This window comes from Vibrio sp. 10N.261.55.F4 (assembly GCF_041470465.1).
GTDB classification, from domain to species: Bacteria; Pseudomonadota; Gammaproteobacteria; order Enterobacterales; family Vibrionaceae; genus Vibrio; species Vibrio crassostreae_C.
This window is the reverse complement of sequence record NZ_JBFRMM010000039.1, coordinates 41,089-66,913: the sequence shown is the minus strand read 5'-3', so window position 1 is coordinate 66,913 and position 25,825 is coordinate 41,089. Positions and strand designations below refer to the sequence as shown.

Here is a 25,825-nt window from a genome sequence, read left to right as displayed (position 1 = left end):
GCTCCTTTATTTAAGAGCAGAACTATATAAGGACTGTTAGTAACTAGCAAGGAAATTGATTGATGCACCCATTGCATTTTCATTTGTGTAGTTAGCACTTAGATCTAGCTGAAACAAGTTGAGTGGCGAGATACCAATACCGGCTGTGACTGTTCCTTCTGAATCAGAGTAAGCCAGGTTCTTGTAATACCCTCCCCTTAGCTTAAGCTGACGTAACAGGTCGACTTCTGTACCAACACGAATCATCTGTTCGTTGTCCTCGAACGAAGTAAACTTCTCTGTCTCGTTTAGGTCGTAATCAACACTCAACGTAAAGTAATCAGAAACGATACCTGCACCCACTGTGTATACCGGCTCTAGTTGGTAAGTGTATTTACCACCAACTTGGTGTGTCGCACTACTTGTGCTGCTGGTAAGTGTTCTTGTTGTGTCTTTTGTTTCGATATCTCTAGAGATCAAGTTAGTTGCTGCAACACCTACTCGGAACGGGCCGAAGAACCAAAGTGCACCGGCATCCATGTTGAATGCAGTGTCGCCATCGCTGTTTTCTCTAACGTCGGACAAATCGTAATCATTAACCGACGCAACGTAGTTATACGTATAAATGCGTTGGATCTTAGGTGTGATACCAAATGAGATGTGTTGACCCATAAAGGTTTGGTATTTTGCTAAAGAAAGGCCAACTTCTGCTACGCCTATTGAAACCGCTTCAACAGTAGACAATTCTACTTTGTCTTCATCTGAACCTGTCGTGTAAACGTTAGGAGTCGCAAATGATTCTGTATAGGCTTTAGCGAAAAGGTTTGCCGCGACAAACTGGTTCGGAAGAGCAAACGCGACAACACCACCAAGTTCTACATTAGCTTGGTTACCATCGAGTTTATTGAGCGCTGCATCTAAGTCTGCGGTGTTTGACGCATCAACGACACTATCGACATTCGATTTCATGTCGTTAGGGTCATTATAATTACCGCCAAAACTTGGCGTGATCATTCCCATGTCATCATTACGACGATAAATCGCAACAAGTGCTGGGTTATAGAATGGAGCAGTTAGGAAGTTTGCTGAAACAACACCAACACCACCCATCGCATCACCACGCGCTTCAATGGCGTAGTTTGCTGCTGAAAGAGGAAGACTGGCGAATGCAATTGATGCTGCGAGTAGTTTTGTGGTTTTTTTCATGCCGTTTATCTTTGTTAGATCCCTTACATAGTTAACGGCTCAATTCTAAATTACTTTAACTCTTCTTCGCTAGAAATATCATAAGTTTTACTGATAGTTTGTGCTTGTTCTATCGCTATGTCACCTTGCCAGCGTGAATGCACCATTGAAACCGCCAAAACGTAGCGATCATTGGGAAGTTCTTCGCCAGTTAGGTTCATTGGATAATCAGATTCATAGCTCTTGCCCCACACCTGCTCATAGTGTTCATCGATGTAATCGTACAAACCAATTTCGAGCTTAGGAAGCGGACAATAAGGGTTCAGCAGTTCTTTTTTATCGATGCGCCACGTGTCTTTTGATGCCCAACGAACTTGCTGACGAAAAGCAACGTCACCAAGAATAATCCAAGTACTCCATGAATTACCGCCATCGCCTTTCACACTTAAACGATACAGGCCTGACTCAAGTTGAGATGCTAAATTGTAACGCTTGCGGTATAGGCTCACCGATGCGTTGTTTACCACTTCACTGTCTTTGGTTAGCTCACTGTCCGATGAAACAATCTTATCGACCCATTTCTCGAAGGTAATATCTTGAATGTTGTTTTCGGATTCAACATCAATCGATACGCGAAAAGTATCTCGGCCAGGGCTTTGAATGATGTGTCTTTTAACGACGACTGAACTGATCCAATCTGGGAGTGTTTTTCTGGTGAGGGTTTTACCACAATCTTTGTTCAATGCTTGATCGAACAGCTCATTGAGGTGATCTTCTCGTGATTGAGAAGAGTTGATTTGCCAAACTTCCACTAGTGAATCAAACATCTGAGGTAAGTCATTATCCAACAGGTGTTTATGAACTTGAGTTAGAGTATCACTACTCTTAAACCAATCCGCAGCTTGCGCGGTATTCACCACGCAAGACAACATTAATAGTGGAAGTAAGGCTTTTTTCATTACGCTTTCATCTTGTAACCAACGCCACGCAGCGTTTCGATTTCTAGACCCGGCAGTTTCTGTCTTAGTTGCAGAACGTGCGTGTCTACCGTACGTGTTGTTGGGAAATGGTTGTAACCCCATACATGGTCAAGCAGCTCATCACGAGTGAATACACGGCCAAGGTTGCTTGCCAAAAATAGCAGTAGGTCAAACTCAGTACGCGTTAGGGTGACTTCCAGTTCATTGAAAAACACTTCACGTGTCGCTTTATCGATAACTAGATTTTGAGCCATCACTTTTGATGCATCTTGATCTTCAGCATCAGGCAGGCGTAACTGCGCGCGAATTCGAGCAAACAATTCAGCTTCAGCGAAAGGCTTAGTTAGATAGTCGTTTGCACCTGAGTCTAGGCCCGCAACTTTGTCTTTTACTGTGACGAGAGCCGTTAGCAAAATAACTGGGATGTCTTTCTTTTTCTTCCAACCTGGAAGTGAATCTACTGAGTCACCATCAGGAAGTTGACGGTCTAGAATCACTAGGTCCGCTTGTTCCCAGTAGCCTTCAACTTCAGAGATCAGTTCTGCATGCAAACATTCATATCCAGCTTGCTCAAGGCTAACTAATAAACCGTCAGCTAAATTTTTATCATCTTCAACGAGAAGCAATGTCTGTTTCACAAGGTATCTCCAAAATAAATGTTGTTGGGGGGCCGATAAGCGTCATGTGACCGCCCATTTTTCCGACCATAGATTCCACTATCGTCAGACCTAAACCGAGTCCACTCTTACTTACGAATGGCTTTCTTAGTTGCCCCCAATCTTTGCGGGACAAGTCTCCATTATCTATAACTTTGAATGTCAGCTTCTTGTCAGAAGTATTCAGTTCTAGTATCACTGGTGCGACACCGTATTTCACGGCGTTTCTGATCAGGTTGTCGATGCACGTTCCTAACCAATATACGTTTATTTTTGCAGCAATATCTTTGTTTACACGGAGTTCAATACCCGGTGCAAATTCTTCTTCAACTTTGTATTGAAGCCACTCTTCAACGCTTGGTACCCACTCTGTTGCGAGCGGTTGGTTGTCTGATTGCAAATAGTCTTTACTTGCTTCTGCCAACTGTCTTAAACGGCGTGTATCTTCACACAGCCTACGAAACTCATCATATACTGATTCTGGTAAGTGTTCGAACTCGCGTCTGAACCCTTCAACCGTCAATGACAAACTTGCAATCGGCGTTCTTAATTCGTGCGTTAGGATTTGAAGCACCAGCATGCGGCTCTTCATCTCTTGTTTCTTACTGTTCCAACGGTAAACCGCCCAACCTAAGACAAGCATGATGTTGGCAATAACCAAGATAAACATGGCGACTTGCAGAAGCTCTGAATGATCTTCTATTTCCCAACACACATTACCACGCTGGACAAAACAGCTTTTACCTTCTGAAGACAAGCTAAACGATAACCCAGCAAGCGTGGCATTTTCGTTCCAGACTGATTTTTTATACAGGTAATATCTGTAGCCGCGTTTTACCCACATCTCATCAAGCTCAACAAACATACTCGCACCCGCTAACAGCGCGGTGATTGCTTCGCTATCCATTTGTTGCAAGCGAGACAGTAGTTCATCGTGTTCGGTGTTTGGTCGCTCTTGAATATGCATAAAGCGCTTCAGAGAGTCGAATTTTTCTGGGTACTTCTCAACGTATCGTGCCGCATAAGAACCGCCGCCAGGGTGAATCAAACCACTACGGCTAAACCAACGGTCAGAAAGCTTGGTGCCTTTACACATTGCACGAGTAAAAACTAAAGGCTCAGTAATCAAAGGGCTTAACGGCAGTTTACCACTACAGGTTTTTGATAACTGGTACAAGCGCTGAATGTCTTTTAACGGGTACTCTGCTGTTTGTGGCAGCATAGAAGACGGCATGATCAAACGTGTTGGATAATCAGCCTGTAGCACTCGAATATCGTAAGATTCGATTGCCGTTTCATGATCAAAGAGTTTGGTGAAATTATCGATACGCTCAGGTAAAGAGTCAGCAAATGCGTTTGCAGACACAGACAACGTAGCGATAAGAAGAGTAAATGTTCTTTTGATGATCACAAACCAACGCAAATTCATATAGATCAACCAAATATATACCATTCGCTATCAAAGATAAATTTTTAACCGCATGAAAAACATTGAGAATGGCGAGCTACAGAGATAAAGGCCAATATATTACGGCCACATTGTACATACGTACTAGTAGGCTGATTGGCAAGCCAAACCTCAATTGCGACAAGTTTTGCATCAGGCTTCGTCAACTTCGTATCAACTGAGATCACACATAGAGTCGCTTTCGTAAGATAAAAAAAGGAGCTCAAATGAGCTCCTTATCGAGTTGTTACATATTGTTTAGAGGTGATCTCTATAGATGTTCTAAGATACTTAGACAACTCTTTTTAGCGTCGCCAAACAGCATCTGCGTGTTCTCTTTGAAGAACAGTGGGTTTTGCACACCGGCGTAACCTGTGTTCATCGAACGCTTGAATACGATAACATTCTGAGCGTTCCAAACTTCAAGTACTGGCATACCAGCAATTGGGCTGTTTGGATCTTCAAGTGCTGCAGGGTTTACGGTGTCATTCGCACCAATTACCAATACAGTATCTGTCTCATCGAAGTCATCGTTGATTTCGTCCATTTCTAGAACGATATCGTAAGGCACTTTCGCTTCAGCAAGCAGTACGTTCATGTGACCCGGTAACCTACCAGCAACTGGGTGGATACCAAATCGAACATTAATGCCCTGCGCTCGTAGCTTCTCAGTGATTTCATGCACTGGGTATTGTGCTTGAGCTACTGCCATGCCGTATCCAGGAGTGATGATTACTGACTTAGAGTTTTTCAGCATATCAGCCACATCTTCAGCTGATGTTTCGCGGTGTTCACCTTGCTCTTCATCGCCATCAGACACAACCACTTCTTGGCCGAATCCACCAGCAATAACACTGATGAAAGAGCGGTTCATCGCCTTACACATAATGTAAGACAGAATCGCACCCGACGAACCAACCAATGCACCAGTTACGATAAGCAGATCGTTTGCAAGCATGAAACCTGCCGCTGCTGCTGCCCAACCAGAGTACGAGTTAAGCATAGAGACAACTACTGGCATATCTGCGCCGCCAATCGATGCCACTAAGTGGTAACCGAATGCGAATGCGATAAGCGTCATCACCATTAGCGCGAACATGCTGCCGTCCGCTTTAACGAACATGATCATCAGTAGTGTAGAAACTACGATAGCCGCTAGATTCCACTTGTGCTTATGAGGGATGTTCAATGCAGACGAAGAGATAACGCCACGAAGCTTTCCAAACGCAACAATAGAACCCGTGAACGTCACCGCACCGATAAACACGCCAAGGAACACTTCCACTAGATGGATAACGTGCTCTGCATGAATATCTGCAGGGTTGATAGAAACAGCAGCAGGTGGATCGATGTAGCTGTTGTAACCTACAAGTACTGCAGCCATACCTACGAAGCTGTGCAGAATTGCAACCAGCTCTGGCATTTCAGTCATTTCTACTTTTCTTGCGTAGTGGATACCAATACCACCACCGATCACCATAGCAATGATGATCCACACAATACCAGCAGAGTGAGGGCCAAAGATCGTTGCGATCAACGCGATTGCCATACCCGTGATACCGTAATAGTTACCTGCACGCGCAGATTCCTGTTTCGATAACCCAGCCAAGCTCATAATAAAAAATACAGCAGCAACAATATAAGCTGCTTGTACTAATCCTTCAGACATCTGTTACTCCTTAGTCTTTACGGAACATTTCAAGCATACGTTTGGTCACGGTAAAGCCACCAAAGATATTGATACTTGCAATTAATACGGCAATAAATGATAAGAACGTGACGACGCCACTTCCTTGCCCGATCTGTAACAGTGCACCTACTACAATGATGCCTGAAATAGCGTTAGTCACGGACATCAAAGGCGTATGCAGAGAATGGCTTACATTCCAAACTACGTAATAACCCACCACACAAGCGAGAACAAAAACGGTAAAGTGAGATAAGAACGCAGCTGGAGCAACCGAAGCTACCCAAGCGAATGCACCAACAGCTACCGCCATACCCGCCGCTTTCTTAATCGGAGAAACAGGTTCTTCAACTTTAGGCTCTGGTTTGGCCGCTTTTGGCTTAGTTTGTTGTGGTTGAGCTGAAACTTGAATTGGTGGAGCTGGCCAAGTGACCTCGCCCTCTTTAACGACAGTAACACCACGCAGAACAACATCTTCAAAGTCGATATTGATGTTGCCATCTTTCTCTTTGCAAAGCAGTTTCAAAAGGTTAACTAGGTTCGTTGCATACAGTTGAGATGATTGAGTCGGCAGTCGACCAACCATATCAGTGTAACCAACCACCTTCACGCCATTAGCCGTTGTAATGACTTGATCCGCAACCGTGTATTCACAGTTACCGCCATTGGCCGCCGCAAGGTCTACAATCACACTACCTGCACTCATGCTGTCTACCATCTCTTTGGTAATCAGCTTCGGAGCCGGGCGACCTGGAATCAGCGCCGTAGTAATGATGATATCAACGTCTTTTGCTTGAGCTGCATAAAGCTCTTCCGCTTTCTTATTGAATGCTTCAGACATCTCTTTTGCGTAGCCGTCACCAGCACTGGTGTCTTCCTTGAAATCCACTTCCAAGAATTCAGCGCCCATCGACTCAACTTGTTCTTTAACTTCAGGACGAACATCGAATGAACGAACGATCGCACCTAAGCTACCCGCAGCGCCGATTGCCGCCAGTCCAGCAACACCAGCACCTGCAACCAGTACTTTTGCTGGTGGAACTTTACCCGCAGCCGTAATCTGGCCCGTGAAGAATCGACCAAACTCATGCGCCGCTTCAACAACAGCACGATAACCCGCGATGTTTGCCATAGAACTCAATGCATCTAACGCCTGAGCTCTTGAAATTCGTGGTACAGAATCCATCGCCATCACGTTGATGTTACGACTGGACAATTGTTCCATTAACTCTGGATTTTGAGCAGGCCAAATAAAGCTGACCAATGTTGCGCCATCTTTAAGAAGATCGATTTCATTTTTAGACTCGTCAACGATCGGAGCGTTAACTTTAAAGATAATATCGGATTTCCAAGCTTCATCTGCGGTGACAACTTTTGCTCCAGCTTGTTCATAAGCTGCATCTTCAAAACTTGCTAACGCACCTGCTTGTGATTCAACACAAACTTCAAATCCTAATTTTAGAAGCTGTTCTACCGATTTCGGCGAAGCAGCGACTCGCGTTTCACCTGCGAGCGTTTCTCTTGGTACACCAATTTGCATAGCTATTCCTTGACTATTGGCACGAATGACTTATTCGTTTGTATCTAACGACAACTAATACTTCAAGCGTTTTGTTCAAAGAACAGGAAAAGTTATTACTTATAACGATTTGGACGGAATTTAAGCGCTTCATTCGGATAAATGACGACCGTCTCGAACCAAGAGGTCAAACCACTTGCAAATAATCCTTTTAATAACAACTCACTAGCTGTTCTTTATCCCTAAAACTAAAAAGAGCTTTCAGCATATACACTGAAAGCTCTCTAAATTATGACCAACATCAATTCTAACCCTAATTGGTTAGCTAAATATATTGTCGCCCATTTGGTCGATGAACATCTGCGATTTTTTGAGCATCAATTCATCGGCATCTTGTTTGTTTGAAACAACATCTGAACGAATAAAACGGTGAGTTTTGATTTCACCATCGAATTCTTTCTCGATTCGCCCAGCAACACGGTATTGACCAGATTCTGCAATGGCATCTTGATAGATATTGAAACCCTTATATTCGACTGGCTCAATCTCTACTTTTTGTTCGGTTTTTTCTTTGCCACCAAATAATCTAGAAAAGAATCCCACGTTTTTTTACTCCTTAAATGACCGTATTCACCCTAAACTATCATGACTGTTTACGGTTCAACAACGGCTTTTCATACCATTGCAATTCTACGTCATCGTCAAAATTGTGTTGACTAAATATAACAGGCACATTGTCGTCACGTTCACGTCTTCGATCGTCAATAATCATACTTTCTGCATTTTTGACCGCGATCTCACTATTGCGTTTATAGAGCACCAATTTGTCTTCTGGCAATGCTGACAGAAAATCGATATCAAAACGAATATAGATAGGTTTTAGCTGGCCCAAAGCCAAGCACGCGAGATCGGCCAACTGTTCGTTGGTATAACTAGACACATATTCCTCGGTAGCCAATACATGACCTACCAGAGTTTCCATATAGTTATGTACATCAACACTAATTTGCATACCACACCTCCATTTGTAGCGGTTTTTCTAGTCGCAGTCGTTTCTAAAGTCACTTGAAACCATGCAATTCCTAATAGCTTTCTATAACTCAGTTATAGGTTTTACTGTCCATAGTTGAAACTTAGGTATTATTTAATCTTACTCTGACTTCATTACAGATCTTCGTCGCTTAATGAAAAGGTCACTCAATGATAACTGATCATCAAGCCCTTTAAGTGACAGCGCCAACGTAAGAGCAGCAGAGCAGATTTTGTTAAGTATCTATAACGACTAATTAATTTCTCATATATACTGTGTAGTTCGTTCTAAGGTTAATAGCAACTCAAAATACATATAAAAATGATTGCACCAATAGCGACCTATGACTATGTTTTTGCTCTAATTTAGGTAAAAAGCTTGGCAATCGCTTGTTTAACCGTATCCTACGCATAGTATTAAATAATAAGATCATCAATATAGTTAGGCTCACCACATAAATGGCATCATCTTTTGTAACGTCGAGCATGTTTCGATTTTGCTTCCCTTTAGTCCTGTTAACAATTTTGCTCGTTGGTATGGACAACGTCATTCTCGTGACGGACTCAAATTTAGGGTTTGCTAGCAACCTCCCTTACATTTTATTGAGCGTTGCGGTTCTGCTATGCCATACGTTCAGACAAGGTCGAATGGCGATGGTATCGGTGACCATGCTTGTCGCTTATCTGATCATCCAAGTTCGCTTACAAACGCCTCTCAATACTGGCACAACGCTATTAGAGCTCTCGTTACTTGCGGCATTAGTACCTGTCACTTGCTTACTTGTTTATGCCTTCCCTGATAACGGCGTAAACTCAAAGTCGATGCTGCTCTACGCCATCGTTCTTGTTCTGTTTATGGTGTGGGCACAATTGATCGTCTCTCACTTCCATGCCGGCGGTTTTGAATCATGGAGTGATGGTCTTCTATTTATTGTCAGAGACTTCTCCAAACTGCCTTTTGTTTTAGTGCTGTATAGCCTTTGCTTGCTTGGCCTTACTGCCATTCTCGTGTTGGTGTATAACCGCTCTATCGATGTTGTGGTTTATAGCGCTATCCTGCTTTCTTCTTGTACGTTCATCTTCTTCGATATTCAGTACATCTCGAGCACCATGTTCTCGCTGTCAGGCACGTTGATCATCGTCTATGTGATGTCTGCTAGTCATGATATGGCCTTTAATGACCAACTGACTAACATTCCAGGTCGACACGCCTTAGAAGTCGATATGAAGCACTTGGGGCGTAAGTATTCGATGGCGATGGTCGATATCGATCACTTTAAGCAATTCAACGACACCTACGGACATGACATTGGGGACGATGTGTTAAAACTGGTGGCACGCATTCTGAGAGAAACCACAGGCGGCGCTAAAGCTTATCGCTATGGTGGTGAAGAGTTCACGATTATCTTCAAAGGCAAACATTCGGAACAAGTTAAAGAGCACCTTCAAGCTCTGATTTCCGAGGTTCAAAACTACGACATGACGATTCGCAATAGTCACGAGCGCCCTGACGATCATGAAGTGGGGATGAAAAAGCGTGGTAAGAACGGCAAACCATCGGAAGTGGTGAATGTGACGGTGAGTATTGGATTGTCTGACAGTACAACCACCAGACATCCTGAAGAGGTGTTGAAGCTTGCTGACCAAGCGCTGTATAAAGCGAAAGAAACCGGTCGAAACAAACTGTGTATTGACCGTTAACAATAGTTGATAGCGAAAGATATTGAGTGCTAGAGATCTAAATAGCTTAAGCCATTAATAGCGATCTGCTTCAATAACTATCACTTCCAAGTTCAACGAGCCTCATTGATTTGAGGCCGTATGGGCTTAACTGGAAAAAAGAGCTTAATCTTGGTTGAAGAATATAACCAAGCTGCCACCTTTTAAGCTACTTCCGTAGTTAATCGTAAAACCTATTCCCACGTTATCGACCCACTCATTAAACAGGTTTGGGTTAAGCAACCAACCAACACTGCCCTCGTAGTAAGATGTGGTGCCCATAGATGCCACGGTGTCACCACCAATATCAATTCGTCTTATACTCGAGTACATCGAAGTGATGTTCTTATCCCAACGCACGAGATCATAGAAAACCTTGGCTTCATTGGCGATATACCACCCTTCAGGATGACCGACATTGCCATTATTCGCCTCGCCCCAGCCGATGCCATTAAAGTAATGCCAACTGGTGCTCAATTTATACTTTCCCCAGTCATTCTTATCTTCGTACATCAGCTTGATTTTAGGCTCGATGATGTAAGCCCAAGCATCAGTATTGAGATATACGCCATCCAGTTGGTCTTGAATAGGCTTTAGCAACGAAGCGCGATATTCATAATCATTGCGGTAGTAAGAGATGTGGTTACCGATTGCAGAGCTGAAGCTCCAATATTCGTCTAGCTGGGACACATTCGCGAATTCGACGTAGCCAGACACTACCGACTCTTTTTGAAAATCGTTTCTGTTTGCTGCCGCGTACTCGACATCGTTCTCGATTCGCAATGCAGACAAGCGTAGCGTCACCTCTTGATGGTTGTCTTCGATGTAACTTGGTAATTCAAATGTGTAAGGCAAACTCAGGGAGGTGATGTTTTGGCGACGACTTACCGAATCATTCGAACCGATGTCTTCATTGTCCAAACTAAACACTTTATTGGGGTCAAAGTTATTGATACCAAAAGTGAAAACATCGGTGTCGTTGAGCAATACACTGGTGGCAAAGCTCTGCTCTAGATCCTTTCGAAAAAGATCAGATAGCGTATTGGCATTAACAGTGGTCGCCAAAGCGGTAAAAAATAGAGGAACCGCAAGCGTCCAAGATGTGTTAGTCATAGAAAATGACTTCGAATGTGGCATTTCTTTTATCACTTAAAGCACTTCCTAGCTCAAACGCAATTAGAAGTATAAATTCAAATATCGAAAAGAGCTCGCCAACTAACGCGCAAGCTCCAAAATGTTACGTTGTACAAAGGTATTTCTACCACTTTGCTTCGCTTGATAAAGCGCTTGATCGACCTTTTCGTAAATAGACGCAATAGATTCGCCACCTTCTGGCACAAATGACAACACACCCTGTGACGCTGTCACTCTATCCGATACCGTTGAGTGTTCATGAGCGTAGTTCATCTCATGCAATGCCTCTTTAACTCGAGTCGCGTGTACCTTAGCGCCTTCACTATCTGTATCGCTAAGAATCAGAACAAACTCTTCACCGCCATAACGACCTACAAATTCTCCCGCACGAACAAACAGCTGTTTCAAGGTATTAGCAAGCCCTTGTAAGCACTTATCCCCTTGAATATGACCATAATTATCGTTGTAAGGCTTAAAGAAGTCTACATCTAGAAGTATGACTGTCATGGATATATTACGTCTTCCGTGCCACGCTATGCTCTCTTCAAGCTTAGTATCCATATATCGACGGTTATACAATTTGGTCAGGCCATCTTCGTTGGCTTGTTGCTGCAGAAGGATGTTCAGTTCTTCGAGTTTGGCTGTGCTTTGTTTTAGCTCTCGTCTCATGTGCGCGATACGTTGCATCGCAATCAGCTTAGAATTCAAAACAACCTTGTTTACTGGCTTGATCAGGTAATCATCGCCACCAGCGTCAATCGCTTTTGCGATCATCTCAGGTTCTTCGTGACCACTAAGAAAGATGATGGGAACCCATTCTGGGAATCGGCTTCGAACCTCATTCGCCACTTCAAAACCATCCATATCAGGCATGCTGATATCAAGTAACACGAGTTCAGGATCAAAATCAGAATAAACACTCAGGGCTTCTTTTCCGCTACCGACAGCTTCTACAATATGACCCAGTTGCTTGAGTCGGATAGCAAGTTGCATCCTGTCTAGTTGAACGTCATCAACCAGCAATATGCGCATTGAAGATCCCTTTTCTATCATCACATCACCTTTATCTAGTGTTGAATATTCAAAGTAGCTCAAATTTGGGCTTAAATCATGCCCTAATCTCTATATTAGATTGACTTTTTTACAGATCTTTTTAGCATTGTTTCTTTTTAAAGAGAAATACTATGTCAGACGCTACAAACAACGAACAACAAGAAATCGATTTAACCACCATCTCACCAGAACTTCGTCAAGTTATCGAATTTGATGGCGTACCAAAAGAGATGCACTTTATGGTTACTTCTATTCACGAAGTGTCTGAAGAAGCAGTACGCGAAGCTTGGGATAGTCTTCCAGCAAGCGCACAAAATGTTTTAGACAACTTCGAGCAGTTCCACGCTCTAATCTCAGTTAGCCAAGCTTTCGCTGGTGTTAACGTGATGGAAGAGTTCCCTACTCTTAAACTTCCAGAAGACATGTCTGACGAAGAAAAAGAAGAATACCGTGCTCAACTGCTAGACCAAGTTCTACACAACTGTGTAAAAGACATGGTTAAACAAATCAAGAAAGCTCGTCGTGATGCAATCTTGAAGCGTGATTTCAAAGAAGTTTTTACTAAGTAAGTCGCTAGTCGCCTAAACTAGGCTAAGCGCTAACAGTACTACTTAGAATTAAGCCGCATGTTTCTTTAAACACGCGGCTTTTTTATATCCGCTATTTTCTGTTCGTCGATCGTTACGTCTGTATGTTCTTGTTGCTAATGTTCATATGATTCGACAAATCATATGCTTTAACACTCATATAGTGTGGCGCAAAACTGGCAGTTATACCGTATAAAAATGACGCATGCATCCATTCATGGAATCAAGACCGAATTTTCAGAACCTATAACAGGCAGTATCGCGGCAATATCGAAAAACTGACCTTGTCAGGTTTAATGCGTTACCGCGATATCTCTTTGAGCGACACTCACACCTTTAATTTGAGCGTAAACACGCTGCCCGATTTCTAGATTTAACTCATCCAGCGCCCACAATGTAATGGTTGCCCATAGGTAGCACCCAGACTCTAACTCTAGCTCGACCTCGACACTCTGCTTATTTGTGCCTTGTTGGTGCGTCTCTACGCTTTTAATGGTGACAGGAAGGATGTTACGTATAGAAGTCCCTTTCGGCCGTTCTAGCGTGATAGAGACATCATTTGCCCTAACTTGCAGCCTCACTGTCGTACCAAGCTCACTCGATACTTTCTGAACCCATAACGACGTCGACTTTCCTAGCATCAGGCGAGACAGCGCATAATCGTCATTGTGTTCCGCTAATGTCGCTTCAAACAACGAGCTTTGCTCTGAGAAAGATTGCCAAGGTTGCATGGCTCTCGATGCCCAAACCTCTTCCGTAACACCCGACGAAATCACTTTGCCTTGGTCAATAATCACAAGGTGATTTGCCAAGCGTAAAATTTCATTGAGGCTATGGGTGACATAGATGATCGGTATTTGGACGGTTTCGGATAAGTTTTCCAGAAATGGCATCACTTCGCGCTTACGAGGCAAGTCGAGAGACGCTAAAGGCTCATCCATCAACAAAATGCTCGGCTTTGATAACAAAGCGCGGCCAATCGCCACACGTTGCTTCTCACCGCCAGACAAACGAGCTGGGTATCGGTCAAGCAATGAACCCAAAGACAACAGCGAGACTATTTGCTCAAAGTGCGCTTGATCGACGCTTTTCATACCGTATTTAAGGTTCGCTGCCACCTTCATATGTGGAAACAATCGCGACTCTTGGAACACATAACCGACGTTGCGTTTGTGAGTCGGCAAATTAATGCCATTTTCACTATCGAACAGTGTGGTTCCAGATACGCTGATCAGACCTTTATCGGGCTGTTTAAGGCCACTGATTGCATTGATAAGTGAGGTTTTACCCGCGCCAGAACGACCAAAAATTGCCGTAATGCCGCTACTTGGTAATTCCAAGTCGATATCAAAGAACGTTTCACCAAGTTGTTGTTGATATTGGAGGATCAAAGCACTCATGCATTGCCTCCCAAGCGTTGTGCTGACTTTTTGTTGAGCCACTCAGATAGCATCAATGAACCCAGCGCTATCACAATAGAAATGACACACAAACGCGCGGCTTCCATTTCAGCGCCAGGGGTTTCAATAAAGGTATACATAGCCAAAGGAATGGTTTGAGTTTCACCGGGAATATTTGAAACGAAGCTGATGGTCGCGCCAAACTCCCCTAGGCTTCTTGCGAATGAAAGCATGGTGCCGGTAATGACCCCTGGGATCATCAAGGGTAAAGTGATCGTGAAAAACACACGAAGAGGTGAAGCGCCTAATGTAGCAGCCGCCTCTTCAAGCTTACTGTCTACGGTTTCTAGGCTCAATCTAATAGAGCGAACCATCAGCGGCAACGCCACAACCACACAAGCGAGTGCCGCGCCCTTCCAGCTAAAGCTGAATACAATACCAAACACGTCATTGAGCCACGAACCTATGATACCTTGCCTGCCCATCATCACTAGCAGTAAATAGCCAATAACTACAGGTGGAAGTACCAAAGGTAAATGGACAATACTCTCAACAATGCTCTTACCTACAAATTGTTTCTTAGCAAGTAGCCATGCTAAGCCAATACCGATAGGGATAAGCCATAAGATTGCAAACCCAGCGACTTTTAAGCTCAGCATTAAGGCTTGGTATTCGTATTCCGATAAATACATCATTTAACGCACTTCAAATCCAAAACTGTTCAAGGTGTCTTTCGCTTTTTCGCTCTTTAGGAAAGTATAGAACTCTTCTGCCACAACTTTATCACTCAACTTCGCTACAGGGTAACGTATTGGTGTGTGCAGATCTGATGGGAAGGTCGACACTAGGTTTACTTCTTTAGAAAGCAACGCATCCGTTTTGTAGACAATGCCAAGCTTAGCTTCACTGCGCTCGACTAAGGCTAAGGCCATACGAACATTGTTACTTGGTGCCAATCGAGTTTTCACATCGTCCCATACACCTAACGTTTCTAACGCTTCTTTTGCATAGATACCAGCAGGAACCGACATGGTGTTACCCACTGCAAGCCTTTCATTAGTAAGCAGTTTAGCCCATTGTTCACCTTTTGATAGGTCTAACGTTACCGATGTCTCTTTAGGAGCAATCAGCACCAGTTCGTTTTCACATAGGTTTGTGACATTGTCACTATAAACCAATTTACGATCGACTAAATGCGTCATCCATTTCTCATTTGCCGAGATAAAAATGTCTGCTGGTGCTCCTCTTTCGATTTGTCGCACCAAAGACGACGTACTCGCGTACACAGGAATCACATCGACAGAATGGTCTTTCTCAAACTCTTCAACCAACAGATTAACCGCATTGGTCATCGACGATGCAGCGTAAACTCGTAGCTTTTCCGCAGCAAAAAGATGACTAGAACTCAATGCCGAAGTTAAAGCCATGGTTAAAAGGAAGACTCGCTTTTTCATTGTTATCACTTATCTATTGTTCGTTTAAGTTCTTTAGCTAACTTCTAAATGGCGGCTTAAGCTGTTAACTCTGGCCAAAGCAGATCAAGATTTAAGTACTCTTCGATGGCATCAGCGATTCGATTAATACCCAGCTCTTTAAGCTGTTCGTGGTCAATCGCGGTCACATCGTTGGCTCCTGCCCATTCGCAAATAAGCGACAACGCATCACTGTTGTCGAATACGCCATGCAAGTAAGTACCAAAAATCGAGTTATCTTGATTCACAGCGCCATCTAGGCTGCCAGATTCTAACTGAACCGGTAAGGCTGTTTCTTTGACATCAGTCCTACCTACGTGGATTTCATAACCTTTTACTTGTGCTGTTTTGCCATCCAGCGTCATGGTGCCGCGTACGTTGGTTAAGGTTTTCTGCTGTGTAAGGGTCGTTTCAGTATCCAGATACCCTAACCCTTCGCTGCTGCCGGGTTCCCCTTCAACGCCATCAGGATCGTGGATGATGTTACCTAACATTTGGTAGCCACCGCAGATACCCATCACTTTGCCGCCTAAGCGCAGGTGGCGTTGAATATCTTTATCCCAGCCTTGTTCTTTTAGGTAATCCAAATCTGCTCTTACCGACTTTGTACCCGGCAAGATAATTAAATCAGCATTGTTTACACGTTCGCCTTTACCGACATAACGTAAATCAATCGAAGGATTCAATCTTAACGCGTCAAAGTCTGTATGGTTGCTGATTCGGGTTAGCACTGGCACCGCCACCTTAAGCTTAGCTTCTCCGTAAGACTCTTGAGCAGAGGTAATGGCATCTTCCGCTTCTAAGTTAAAACCATGCAGATATGGCAAAACACCAATGACTGGCTTGCCGGTTTTTTCCTCTAGCCAATCTAGGCCAGATTGAAGCAGTGCGATATCGCCTCTAAAACGATTTATCACAAAGCCTTTTACACGAGCTTGTTCAGATTCAGACAATAGAGCTAATGTCCCGTAGAGATGCGCAAAAACGCCACCACGGTCAATATCAGCAACGATGATCACAGGGATGTCCGCTTTCTCAGCAAATCCCATGTTAGCGATATCATTTTCACGAAGATTGATTTCGGCTGGGCTCCCCGCACCTTCAATCATCACGCTTTCATATTCTTCAGAAAGTCGGTCAAACGAATCGATAACTGTATCCATCGCCACTTTCTTGTAATCATGATAACCCGTCGCTTCCATGTTGCTCAGCGCTCGGCCTTGCAAAATCACTTGCGCGCCGGTATCTGAGTTGGGCTTTAGCAATACAGGGTTCATGTGAACGGTTGGCTCTATATTACAAGCTTGCGCCTGAACCGCTTGAGCACGGCCAATTTCGCCACCATCTTTTGTCACAGCACTGTTCAACGCCATGTTTTGTGGCTTAAAAGGTGCCACTTTGATTCCTTTCCTTGCCAAAACACGGCATAAACCTGCCACCAAAACACTTTTTCCGGCATCTGACGTTGTCCCTTGAACCATAAGGGCACTTAATGGTGCTCGCATTTGTACTTAAATCCTTAATTTCTTAATTTCTTAATTTTCAATTTATAGCTGTGGGCAATATTTCTCTGCGACCATCTTAACGTCATTGCCGAGTAGATGCTCAATAAAATGAATGGAAAATGAATGTGTTACTCACTCTGGATTCAACCCCAGTGTTGTTTAATAGCTCCATCGAAACGAAGCTTGTGAACGATAACAGGCGCTTCAACAAAAAACGTACTAACGAAAAGAAACGTTTCAAATTCAGAAAAACGTTTCTACTAAAAACAACATTAAGGGATTCACCATGAAAAAAACTGTATTAGCTATCGCATCTACTATTATCCTTGCTCCTACTTTCGCAATGGCTAGTGACCACAACAGCAATAATAATGTCAACAGCAAGCACGAAAGCGCTATTGCTTATACTGGCCCAATTGAAACCGTTTCTGTTGCGACACTACTTGCCGACACAAGCATGTTCGCAGAGCAAGAAGCAATTGTGGATGGCAAGATCGTTCGTCAACTTAAGAATGACACGTTTGTCTTCTCTGATGGCCAGAGTGAAATTCAAATCGAACTTGATGATGATATCCGCCTAGCACAACCACTGACCGCTGATACAAAAGTTCGTATCTTCGGTGAATATGAAGGTGGTAAGACACCTGAAATCGAAGTGGACCACATCCAGGTTCTATAAGCGATTAATATAAAAATACCGACTTCAAATAATTGGCCTGCATATTGCAGGCTTTTTTGTATTATACTGCCGCAAAATACAATTTATATGGAGTCACCATGCTAGGTTGCACGAATAAGACTGTCCTTTTAGGACTCGCTGCACTGTGTTCATTCTCTGCGTCTGCAAACAACTTTAACTACAACACATTCGAGCTGCGCATGGGTACTAGCCCAAGTACTTTCGGTGGTGAAGTCACAACAATGTTCACTCAGAACTCTCATTTTGTTGCTCGTATCGATTCAGAATTTGAAAGTGATTGGGATGCAGCGGTAGGTATGGGATTCAACGGCCCAATCAGTCAATTTGCTGACGTTACTGGCCAAATGTTACTGCACAACATTGAACGGAATGACGATAACCACATCAAAACTGAAATTAACCTTGGCTTGAGAGCTTGGTTAATGGCAAACGTTGAAGTTAACGCACGCCTTGGTCAACTGATCGACAACGATGACACTCGTTCAATTTTGGGTATCGGTGCTCGTTTCCATTCAACTGATCAACTGTCTGTTGGTCTTGATATGCGCAATAACGGCACATATGGCCACCAAATCTTAATGTCGGCTCGATTCGGATTCTAATCTAGATTTCAATTACTGAGTAATAAATAGCTAAACGTATTACATAGAAAAGCCCCGAACATATTAATGTTCGGGGCTTTTTTGTTTGTTAGTTTCGCTGGCTTTTAGTCGTTCACGACCTGAGCCAGCGACTTGCTTTATAAGCTAACCATCAGCATCTTTTTCTGGTGATCTAAGTACTCTTCATAAGTACCTTGGAAGCTCACTAGCTGTTGATCTTTTACATCGATGATGTGTGTTGCTAATGAAGAAACGAACTCTCGGTCATGGCTTACGAAGATAAGCGTGCCAGTGTAAACCTTCAACGCGTCGTTCAGGGCTTGGATTGCTTCCATGTCCATGTGGTTGGTTGGTTCGTCCATTACAAGCACGTTGATGTCTTGCATCATTAGCTTGCCGAATAACAGACGGTTCTTCTCACCACCAGAACAGTTACGCGCTTTTTTGTTCGCATCGTCAGCAGTAAACAATAGGCGACCTAGAATGCCACGTACCATAAGGTCATCGTGCTTCACTGTGCGCCATTGTGAGATCCAATCGAAGATGCTCAGGTCGTTATCAAAGTCAGACGTACTATCTTGTGGGCAGTAGCCTACCGATGCGTTTTCAGACCATTTTACGATACCTTCGTTTTGCTCTAGCTCTTGAACTAGGCAACGTAGCAGCGTGGTTTTACCTACACCGTTCTCACCGATAACCGCAAGACGAGTACCCGCTTCAAGCAGCAAGTTACCACCGGCAAACAATGTTTCGCCATCGAAGCCGTGACCAAGGTCTTGAAGTTCAAGCGCTTGACGGTGTAGTTTCTTACCTTCGCCAAAATCAATAGATGGGCTCATACGGCTCGATGATTTCACTTCATCAAGCGTGATCTTATCCATTTTCTTGGCACGAGAGCTTGCTTGTTTTGCTTTAGATGCGTTAGCACCAAAACGGTTTACGAAATCTTGAAGCTCGCTGATTTCAGCCGCTTTCTTAGCGTTGCTTGCTAAAAGCTGTTCACGAATCAAGCCAGATGCTTCTAGGAAGTACTCGTAGTTACCAGGGTAAACACGTAGCTCACCGTAGTCGATGTCTGCCATGTGTGTACACACAGAGTTCAGGAAGTGTCTATCGTGCGAAATGATGATCATTGTACATTTACGCTGGTTTAGCTCTTCAGCAAGCCAGTTGATCGTGTGAATGTCCAAGTTGTTGGTTGGTTCATCAAGAAGCAGGATATCTGGGTTTGCAAACAGAGCTTGTGCCAATAGCACACGCAGTTTCCAACCTGGAGCTACTTGCTGCATCAAGCCGAAATGGAACTCTTCTTCAATACCCGCTTGAATTAGGATGTCGCCAGCACGGCTTTCTGCTGTGTAGCCATCCATTTCCGCGAATTCACTTTCAAGTTCTGCGACTTTCATGCCGTCGTCTTCGCTCATTTCTGGCAAAGAGTAAATGCGGTCACGTTCTTGTTTTACTTCCCACAGCTTTCTGTCACCCATGATCACAACGTCGATAACGCTGTACTGTTCGAAAGCGAACTGATCTTGGCTTAGCACACCCAGCTTTTCTCCTGGAGTGATAGAAACGTTGCCCGAGCTTGGCGTTAATGCGCCACTTAGGATTTTCATGAACGTTGATTTGCCGCAACCATTAGCGCCGATCAAACCATAACGGTTGCCGTTACCAAATTTAGCAGAGATGTTTTCAAACAGCGGCTCTGCGCCAAATTGCATTGTGATGTTCGCGGTAGATATCAAAGAACTAATTCCTAAGCGTGTACTGACAGATAATTATTAGGCTATTTCAAGAACCTAAATAAGAAGTACGAAAGTATGGATTAAACAAAAATCGAAGCGCGGATTATATAGAGATCTCGATCACGTTGTCGAGGCTAAACAGTAAACGAATAGTAAACATAGACCATTTAGATGCTTTTCATACGTTATGGGGTGTAAATAAAAAAATCCCCACCAGCAGAACTGGTAGGGATTTCATTTATCAACACTAAAAGTCTTTTAAGCTCGTCACCTTTGAAACTATAGCTCTTCAAACGAAAAGCTTTGATGACGAGCAGAACTTGTTATTTAGTAATTTTCTTCTGAACGTATTTTTTGCTCACGTCGACAACCGCAACATCTCTAAAGAAGCTTCTACCCAACAGAAGTGGGAAAGAAAGATGCGTTCGGTCGGCTAGCGTAAATTCAGTTTTGTCTTTTAGATCGCCAATTTGAATCGAAGCTACAACCACAGCGCGTCGTTGTGTGCCTTCTGCGCTTGATTGCTTGATCTTAACCCAGCGTTCTACTGGTAAGCTGATCTCTTCAGTTGTAATTCCGTCGTGTTCAATCTTGAACTTAACCCAGTCTTTGCCGTCACGTTCAAAATCAACAATATCAACTGCACTGATTGAAGAGGTTGTTGCACCGGTATCGACACGTGCTTTAAACGCTTCTTTTAAACCAGGAACAAACACCCACTCTTCTTCACCAAGAATCAGTTTGCCATCACTTGTTTTTCTAACCTTCTCTACTGGTTTTTCAACAGGTGCAGGTTTTACTTCCGGCTCAGTTGGTTTTACTTCTTCAGGCTTCTCAGTAGGTTCCGTTACTTTCTCGCCTTCTGTTGCGTCAGTTTTTGAAGAGTCATCCACAACAGGTTGTTCGATTTGAGGCTTTTGCTCTGGCTCAACAGGAGCTTGAGTTGTAGCCGAACAAGCAAACAGGCCACCACTTAGCATTAAAACTACAATCGCTTTCCAATTATACATTCAGTCACCTTCTATTTTGAAACGTTTGCTATCGCTTTTGCTACATAAGGAATATGAGATTCGGAAAGGCCTGCGATATTGATGCGTCCATCACCAACACCATAGACTCCATATTCTTCACGTAATTGATTCATTTGAGTTTCTTTAAAGCCTAGTACACTAAACATGCCTTTATGGCTTTCAATGAAGTCAAATTGTGACGTGTTATAAGTATTTCGCAATTCATCACATAAACTTTGGCGCAGATTTAACAAACGTTGCTGCATTTCACTCAATTCTTGCTTCCAAATCGAGGTTAGCTCTTGATTCTGAAGAATTGTTTTAACCAAAGCTGCACCATGATCTGGCGGCATTGTGTAAGTTGAACGAGCAAGCGTTAGAAGCTTACCTTTAGCATTGCCAACGTGTTCGCTGTTTTTGCCAATCACGATAGCGGCACCCGTTCTTTCACGGTATAAACCGAAGTTCTTCGAGCAAGATGTCGTAATCAACATCTCTTCGACGTTGTTAGCCATGTGTTGAAGACCTTTTGCGTCTTCTTCTAAGCCATCACCAAAGCCTTGGTAAGCAATATCAACGAACGGCAAGAAGCCATTTTTCTGCGATAGTTTGGTAATTTCCTGCCACGCCTCAAAGTCGATATCCGCACCCGTTGGGTTATGACAGCAACCGTGCAGTAGTACCACATCTGATGGACCCGCTTTTGAAAGGTCATCCAACATTCTTGCAGTATCAACTTGCTTCGTTTCAGGACTGAAGTAATAGTAATATCGAACTTTTAAGCCTGCCGCTTCCATCACCGGTTTGTGGTTAACGTAGCTTGGGTTTGAAATCCAAACCGTGGTGTCTGGTTGAGAAACTTTCATTAAGTCACCCAACATGCGAAGTGCACCACTTGCACCCGGTGTTTGAATCGCAGCAACGCGATCCATTGCAGAAGTCCCTTTAAGCAGCAGATCAACCATGCTCTGGTTGAACTCTTCACAGCCTGCTAGGCCAACGTAAGCTTTGGTTTTCTGCGTTTCAACAACGATATCTTGAGCCATAGAAACGGCTTTCATGATAGGTGTTTCGCCTTGGTCGTTTTTGTAAACGCCAATACCTAAATCGACTTTGTCAGTACGAGGGTCGCCACGGTAAGCGACAGAAAGAGATAAAATTGGATCTAAAGTTGGTTTTGGTAGATGTGAAAACATGAAAGTCACAACCCTTTGAAATTCAAGTAATGGCCTCCAAGTTATCATTTTATTTACAATTTAAGAAACAGAAATTCATCAAAGTTTTGATTTTTAGGAGATAACTCTAGTTGAGACTGGTGCTATCTAATATTCCCTATTCCATATAGTTCAATATTCAATCAATTTACAAATTTAGAACGTCATAAAATAAAAAAGCCTCAACAGAGAAGCTGAGGCTACTAATTTGCACTAATGTAGGTTGACGTTAACTAACGAAAGTCTACTAGAGTCGGAACCGATGAATAATTTGGTTTGAACTACCACGCCAATCCAACATTGGATCCGCTTTATCTTGCTCAAAACGACCATCAATCAAAGTATCTACATATTCAAGTACTTGCCTCTGCTTTTCGTCGAGTTCGTCGAGCTCGTAGCCCGTCCACATCCAGATGTCTTTGCCTTCACATTCTGCTTTTACACGCTGAACAAGCTTAAGCACTTCAGATACATTTGCAGGATGAAGAGGATCACCACCTGAAAGCGACAAGCCACGACGCTTGATTCGTGGATCATTGAGATCAGCGATAATGTGGTCTTGCAGCTCTTGAGTAAACAAATGCCCGGAGTCCAACCTTTGCGTTGATTGGTTATAACACCCGCGACACTGGTGTACACAACCCGACACAAACAAAGTGCAGCGTGTTCCAGGGCCATTTACAACGTCGATTGGGTGATATTGGTGATAATTCATAAGGCAGTATTGAAAACTCGTGATGGCTTAATGGTTTAACTCGAAAAGTAGCGAGAGTTGAAACAAATGAATTGGTATCGACATAGCGCCGATACCAAACATATTTCTTGAAACGTAGCTCTTCTAAGTAAGCTAGCTAATAATCTTAGAGCTTACTAAAGATGCTTCACGCGGCGTTTAACTTCTTCTTGCTTACCGAAGTTAAATGGTCGTGCATCTGGGCTACCAAGGTAACCACAAACACGGCGCGTCACCGATACTTTGGTTGAGTCATGGTTGCCACATTTAGGACACGTAAAGCCCTTACTTGTACAGTCGAACTCACCGTTGTAACCACATTCGTAACACTCATCAATCGGTGTGTTAGTGCCGTAGTAAGGAACACGTGTGTAGCTGTAATCCCATACGTTTTCTAGTGCTTCGATGTTCTTCTGCATGTTCGGGAATTCGCCGTAACAGATAAAACCACCGCTAGAAATTTCAGGATAAGGCATCTCGAAATCGATCTTGTCGTATGGGTTCACTGTCTTCTGCACATCTAAGTGGAAGCTGTTGGTGTAGTAACCACGGTCTGTCACACCATCAATCACACCAAATTCTTTGGTGTCGATGCTGCAGAAACGGCTACATAGGTTTTCACTTGGTGTGCCGTATAGGCTGAATGCGTAACCTGTCTCTTTCGTCCAAGATTCCACTTCACGCTTCATGTACTCCACCAGCTCAAGCGCTTTAGCACGCATTTCGCCATCGTCGTACAGGTGAACGTCAGTACCGTAAAGCGCAGTCATTGCTTCGTGGATACCAATGTAACCAAGAGAAACAGAAGCACGGCCGTTCTTAAAGATATCAGCGATAGAGTCGTCTGCTTTCAAGCGAACGCCACATGCACCTTCCATGTATAGGATTGGAGCAACACGTGCTTTCACGTTTTCTAGACGAGAAATACGAGTTTCTAATGCACGACGAGCCAGCTTGAGTTTATCATCAAGCAGTTCGTAGAACTTAGCCATATCTTGTTTTGCGTTAATCGCAATACGTGGCAAGTTCAAGCTAACAACACCTAAGTTGTTACGGCCTTCGTGAATCAACTCACCATTTTCTTCGTAAGTATTCAAGAAGCTACGACAACCCATAGGAGTTTTAAATGACCCTGTCACTTCTACTACTTTGTCGTAGTTAAGAATGTCTGGGTACATACGCTTAGACGCACACTCTAGCGCTAATTGCTTGATGTCGTAGTTTGGATCTTGCTTCTGGTGGTTCAAACCATCTTTGATCGCAAATACCAGTTTAGGGAACACGGCTGTTTTACGGTTCTTACCCAAACCTGCAATGCGGTTTTTCAAGATTGATTGCTGAATCAATTTCGAGCCCCAGCTTTCACCTAAACCAAAACCAAACGTCACGAATGGTGTTTGACCATTAGCGGTGTGCAGCGTGTTTACTTCGTACTCCAGAGATTGGAACGCGTCGTAACACTCTTTCTCTGTGCGAGAGATAGCAAAAGCTTCTGGGCTATGAATGTCCCACTCTTTCGCTAGCGATAAGTGCTTCTCGTAGCTCGCCATAACGTAAGGTTCAAGAACCTCATCGATGCGGTTAATCGTTGTGCCGCCGTAGATGTGACTCGCCACTTGCGCGATGATCTGCGCGGTTACCGCTGTCGCCGTAGAAATAGACTTAGGTGTGTCGATTTCCGCGTTACCCATCTTGAAGCCATGCGTTAACATGCCTTTCAGATCGATAAGCATGCAGTTAAACATTGGGAAGAACGGTGCGTAGTCTAGATCGTGGTAGTGAATATCACCACATTCGTGAGCATGTACGATATCACGTGGCAAAATGTGAGTTTTCGCATAGTGTTTAGCCACGATACCCGCCAGCAGGTCACGCTGAGTTGGGATTACTTTGCCATCTTTGTTCGCGTTTTCATTGATTAGATCAACGTTGCTTTCTTCGATCAAACCTTCGATCTCACGAGTTAAAGCGCTTTGCTTCTCACGGGCGATGTCGCGGTCATGACGATATTCAATGTAGGCACGAGCCAGAGACTTGTATGGTCCCTGCATTAGCTCGTTCTCGACCATGGTTTGAATTTCAGAGATATGAACTTCATCGTAGTCTTCGAGCTTCAACTCAACTGCTAATGCCACATTCAGTGCATAAATAGCAATTTCCTTATCGGCTTTGTCTGATGCTGCTTCCACTGCAGCTTGGATGCGATCTCTACTGAATGGAGCTCTTGAGCCATCACGCTTGATTACGATTGATTTCACCACTTCTCCTTACTCTTGAGGTATTCACAGACTTATCCACAAACACACTATATAGAGCGATTTATCGTTTAACTAACACTAGATATTGTGGCGTATTTAACGAGAACCACCAACTTTGAGTATTGATTTGGATCAATAAAAAGAGAACGCTGACTAAGATCAATTCAATATTATTACGCTAGTTCTCAAGTCGAAAAGAAACAATGTAACA

Annotated in this window: 23 protein-coding genes; 4 read left to right on the top strand and 19 right to left on the bottom strand. The window is 43.5% G+C overall.

The features are described from left to right. Positions 1-36 precede the first annotated feature (36 nt). From AB4249_RS18170 to AB4249_RS18135, 8 genes are all read right to left on the bottom strand, one after another. Positions 37-1,185 (bottom strand): conjugal transfer protein TraF, encoded by a 1,149-nt coding sequence (locus tag AB4249_RS18170; RefSeq protein ID WP_372104237.1) that lies wholly within the window; start codon positions 1,183-1,185, stop codon positions 37-39. A 50-nt stretch (positions 1,186-1,235) separates the two neighbouring features. Continuing rightward, the gene (locus AB4249_RS18165) at positions 1,236-2,123 is read right to left on the bottom strand and encodes a DUF2861 family protein (protein ID WP_065584952.1); all 888 of its coding nucleotides are present in this window, start codon (positions 2,121-2,123) and stop codon (positions 1,236-1,238) included. Then, positions 2,123-2,782: a response regulator transcription factor VxrB gene (gene vxrB, locus AB4249_RS18160; protein WP_009845363.1), complete on the bottom strand. Its 660-nt coding sequence runs from the start codon at positions 2,780-2,782 to the stop codon at positions 2,123-2,125. Before vxrB ends, AB4249_RS18165 begins: the two co-directional genes overlap by 1 nt. After that, positions 2,757-4,229: a sensor histidine kinase VxrA gene (gene vxrA, locus AB4249_RS18155; protein ID WP_065584951.1), complete on the bottom strand. Its 1,473-nt coding sequence runs from the start codon at positions 4,227-4,229 to the stop codon at positions 2,757-2,759. The genes vxrB and vxrA overlap by 26 nt, the downstream gene beginning before the upstream one ends. Before the next feature lie 289 nt (positions 4,230-4,518). Continuing rightward, on the bottom strand, positions 4,519-5,916 hold the full coding sequence (pntB, locus tag AB4249_RS18150) for a Re/Si-specific NAD(P)(+) transhydrogenase subunit beta (RefSeq protein ID WP_017064580.1): 1,398 nt from the start codon (positions 5,914-5,916) through the stop codon (positions 4,519-4,521). A gap of 10 nt (positions 5,917-5,926) precedes the next feature. Continuing rightward, positions 5,927-7,474 (bottom strand): Re/Si-specific NAD(P)(+) transhydrogenase subunit alpha, encoded by a 1,548-nt coding sequence (gene pntA, locus AB4249_RS18145; protein WP_017060103.1) that lies wholly within the window; start codon positions 7,472-7,474, stop codon positions 5,927-5,929. Between the two features lie 300 nt (positions 7,475-7,774). Further along, complete coding sequence (locus AB4249_RS18140; protein WP_004731023.1) at positions 7,775-8,056, bottom strand: HlyU family transcriptional regulator; 282 nt, start codon at positions 8,054-8,056, stop codon at positions 7,775-7,777. Between the two features lie 40 nt (positions 8,057-8,096). Continuing rightward, positions 8,097-8,465, bottom strand: a complete 369-nt coding sequence (locus AB4249_RS18135) for a late competence development ComFB family protein (protein WP_017060104.1) — start codon at positions 8,463-8,465, stop codon at positions 8,097-8,099. A gap of 476 nt (positions 8,466-8,941) precedes the next feature. Between AB4249_RS18135 and AB4249_RS18130 the strand changes: the two genes are divergently transcribed. Further along, positions 8,942-10,183 carry a GGDEF domain-containing protein gene (locus tag AB4249_RS18130; RefSeq protein WP_065584948.1) on the top strand — a complete coding sequence of 414 codons (1,242 nt, stop codon included), beginning with the start codon at positions 8,942-8,944 and terminating at the stop codon, positions 10,181-10,183. Between the two features lie 144 nt (positions 10,184-10,327). Here the strand turns inward: AB4249_RS18130 and AB4249_RS18125 are convergent, their stop codons facing one another. Together AB4249_RS18125 and AB4249_RS18120 are read right to left on the bottom strand one after the other, a co-directional pair. Next, complete coding sequence (locus AB4249_RS18125; protein WP_029235232.1) at positions 10,328-11,338, bottom strand: Solitary outer membrane autotransporter beta-barrel domain; 1,011 nt, start codon at positions 11,336-11,338, stop codon at positions 10,328-10,330. Between the two features lie 78 nt (positions 11,339-11,416). Further along, the gene (locus AB4249_RS18120; RefSeq protein WP_170791831.1) at positions 11,417-12,388 is read right to left on the bottom strand and encodes a diguanylate cyclase; all 972 of its coding nucleotides are present in this window, start codon (positions 12,386-12,388) and stop codon (positions 11,417-11,419) included. 131 nt (positions 12,389-12,519) lie between these two features. Here AB4249_RS18120 and AB4249_RS18115 point away from each other — a divergent pair, with 131 nt between their 5' ends. Next, a complete protein-coding gene (locus AB4249_RS18115; protein WP_017060108.1) occupies positions 12,520-12,957 on the top strand; it encodes a DUF3069 domain-containing protein in 438 nt (145 codons plus the stop codon). 311 nt (positions 12,958-13,268) lie between these two features. Here AB4249_RS18115 and modC read toward each other — a convergent pair whose 3' ends face one another. The 4 genes from modC to AB4249_RS18095 are packed head-to-tail and all read right to left on the bottom strand — an operon-like array spanning position 13,269 to position 17,352. After that, positions 13,269-14,375, bottom strand: a complete 1,107-nt coding sequence (modC, locus tag AB4249_RS18110) for a molybdenum ABC transporter ATP-binding protein ModC (RefSeq protein ID WP_017060109.1) — start codon at positions 14,373-14,375, stop codon at positions 13,269-13,271. Continuing rightward, a complete protein-coding gene (gene modB, locus AB4249_RS18105; protein ID WP_017060110.1) occupies positions 14,372-15,070 on the bottom strand; it encodes a molybdate ABC transporter permease subunit in 699 nt (232 codons plus the stop codon). Before modB ends, modC begins: the two co-directional genes overlap by 4 nt. Beyond that, complete coding sequence (modA, locus tag AB4249_RS18100; RefSeq protein ID WP_017060111.1) at positions 15,071-15,829, bottom strand: molybdate ABC transporter substrate-binding protein; 759 nt, start codon at positions 15,827-15,829, stop codon at positions 15,071-15,073. 56 nt (positions 15,830-15,885) lie between these two features. Then, positions 15,886-17,352: a cobyric acid synthase gene (locus AB4249_RS18095; RefSeq protein WP_017069093.1), complete on the bottom strand. Its 1,467-nt coding sequence runs from the start codon at positions 17,350-17,352 to the stop codon at positions 15,886-15,888. 286 nt (positions 17,353-17,638) lie between these two features. On the opposite strand from AB4249_RS18095, the gene AB4249_RS18090 reads away from it, so the two are divergent. Together AB4249_RS18090 and AB4249_RS18085 are read left to right on the top strand one after the other, a co-directional pair. Continuing rightward, positions 17,639-18,031: a YgiW/YdeI family stress tolerance OB fold protein gene (locus tag AB4249_RS18090; RefSeq protein ID WP_017064574.1), complete on the top strand. Its 393-nt coding sequence runs from the start codon at positions 17,639-17,641 to the stop codon at positions 18,029-18,031. 98 nt (positions 18,032-18,129) lie between these two features. Beyond that, positions 18,130-18,654 carry a hypothetical protein gene (locus AB4249_RS18085; protein ID WP_017060115.1) on the top strand — a complete coding sequence of 175 codons (525 nt, stop codon included), beginning with the start codon at positions 18,130-18,132 and terminating at the stop codon, positions 18,652-18,654. Between the two features lie 137 nt (positions 18,655-18,791). Here AB4249_RS18085 and AB4249_RS18080 read toward each other — a convergent pair whose 3' ends face one another. From AB4249_RS18080 to nrdD, 5 genes are all read right to left on the bottom strand, one after another. Next, a complete protein-coding gene (locus tag AB4249_RS18080) occupies positions 18,792-20,399 on the bottom strand; it encodes an ABC-F family ATPase (protein WP_080582218.1) in 1,608 nt (535 codons plus the stop codon). A 323-nt stretch (positions 20,400-20,722) separates the two neighbouring features. After that, positions 20,723-21,409 (bottom strand): ATP-dependent zinc protease, encoded by a 687-nt coding sequence (locus AB4249_RS18075; RefSeq protein WP_017069095.1) that lies wholly within the window; start codon positions 21,407-21,409, stop codon positions 20,723-20,725. Positions 21,410-21,420: 11 nt separating this feature from the next. After that, positions 21,421-22,605, bottom strand: coding sequence for an amino acid aminotransferase (locus AB4249_RS18070; RefSeq protein ID WP_372058718.1), 1,185 nt, complete (start codon positions 22,603-22,605; stop codon positions 21,421-21,423). Between the two features lie 265 nt (positions 22,606-22,870). Next, the gene (gene nrdG, locus AB4249_RS18065) at positions 22,871-23,338 is read right to left on the bottom strand and encodes an anaerobic ribonucleoside-triphosphate reductase-activating protein (RefSeq protein ID WP_017064571.1); all 468 of its coding nucleotides are present in this window, start codon (positions 23,336-23,338) and stop codon (positions 22,871-22,873) included. Between the two features lie 155 nt (positions 23,339-23,493). Further along, positions 23,494-25,614 carry an anaerobic ribonucleoside-triphosphate reductase gene (nrdD, locus tag AB4249_RS18060; RefSeq protein WP_102394372.1) on the bottom strand — a complete coding sequence of 707 codons (2,121 nt, stop codon included), beginning with the start codon at positions 25,612-25,614 and terminating at the stop codon, positions 23,494-23,496. Between the last annotated feature and the right edge of the window lie 211 nt (positions 25,615-25,825).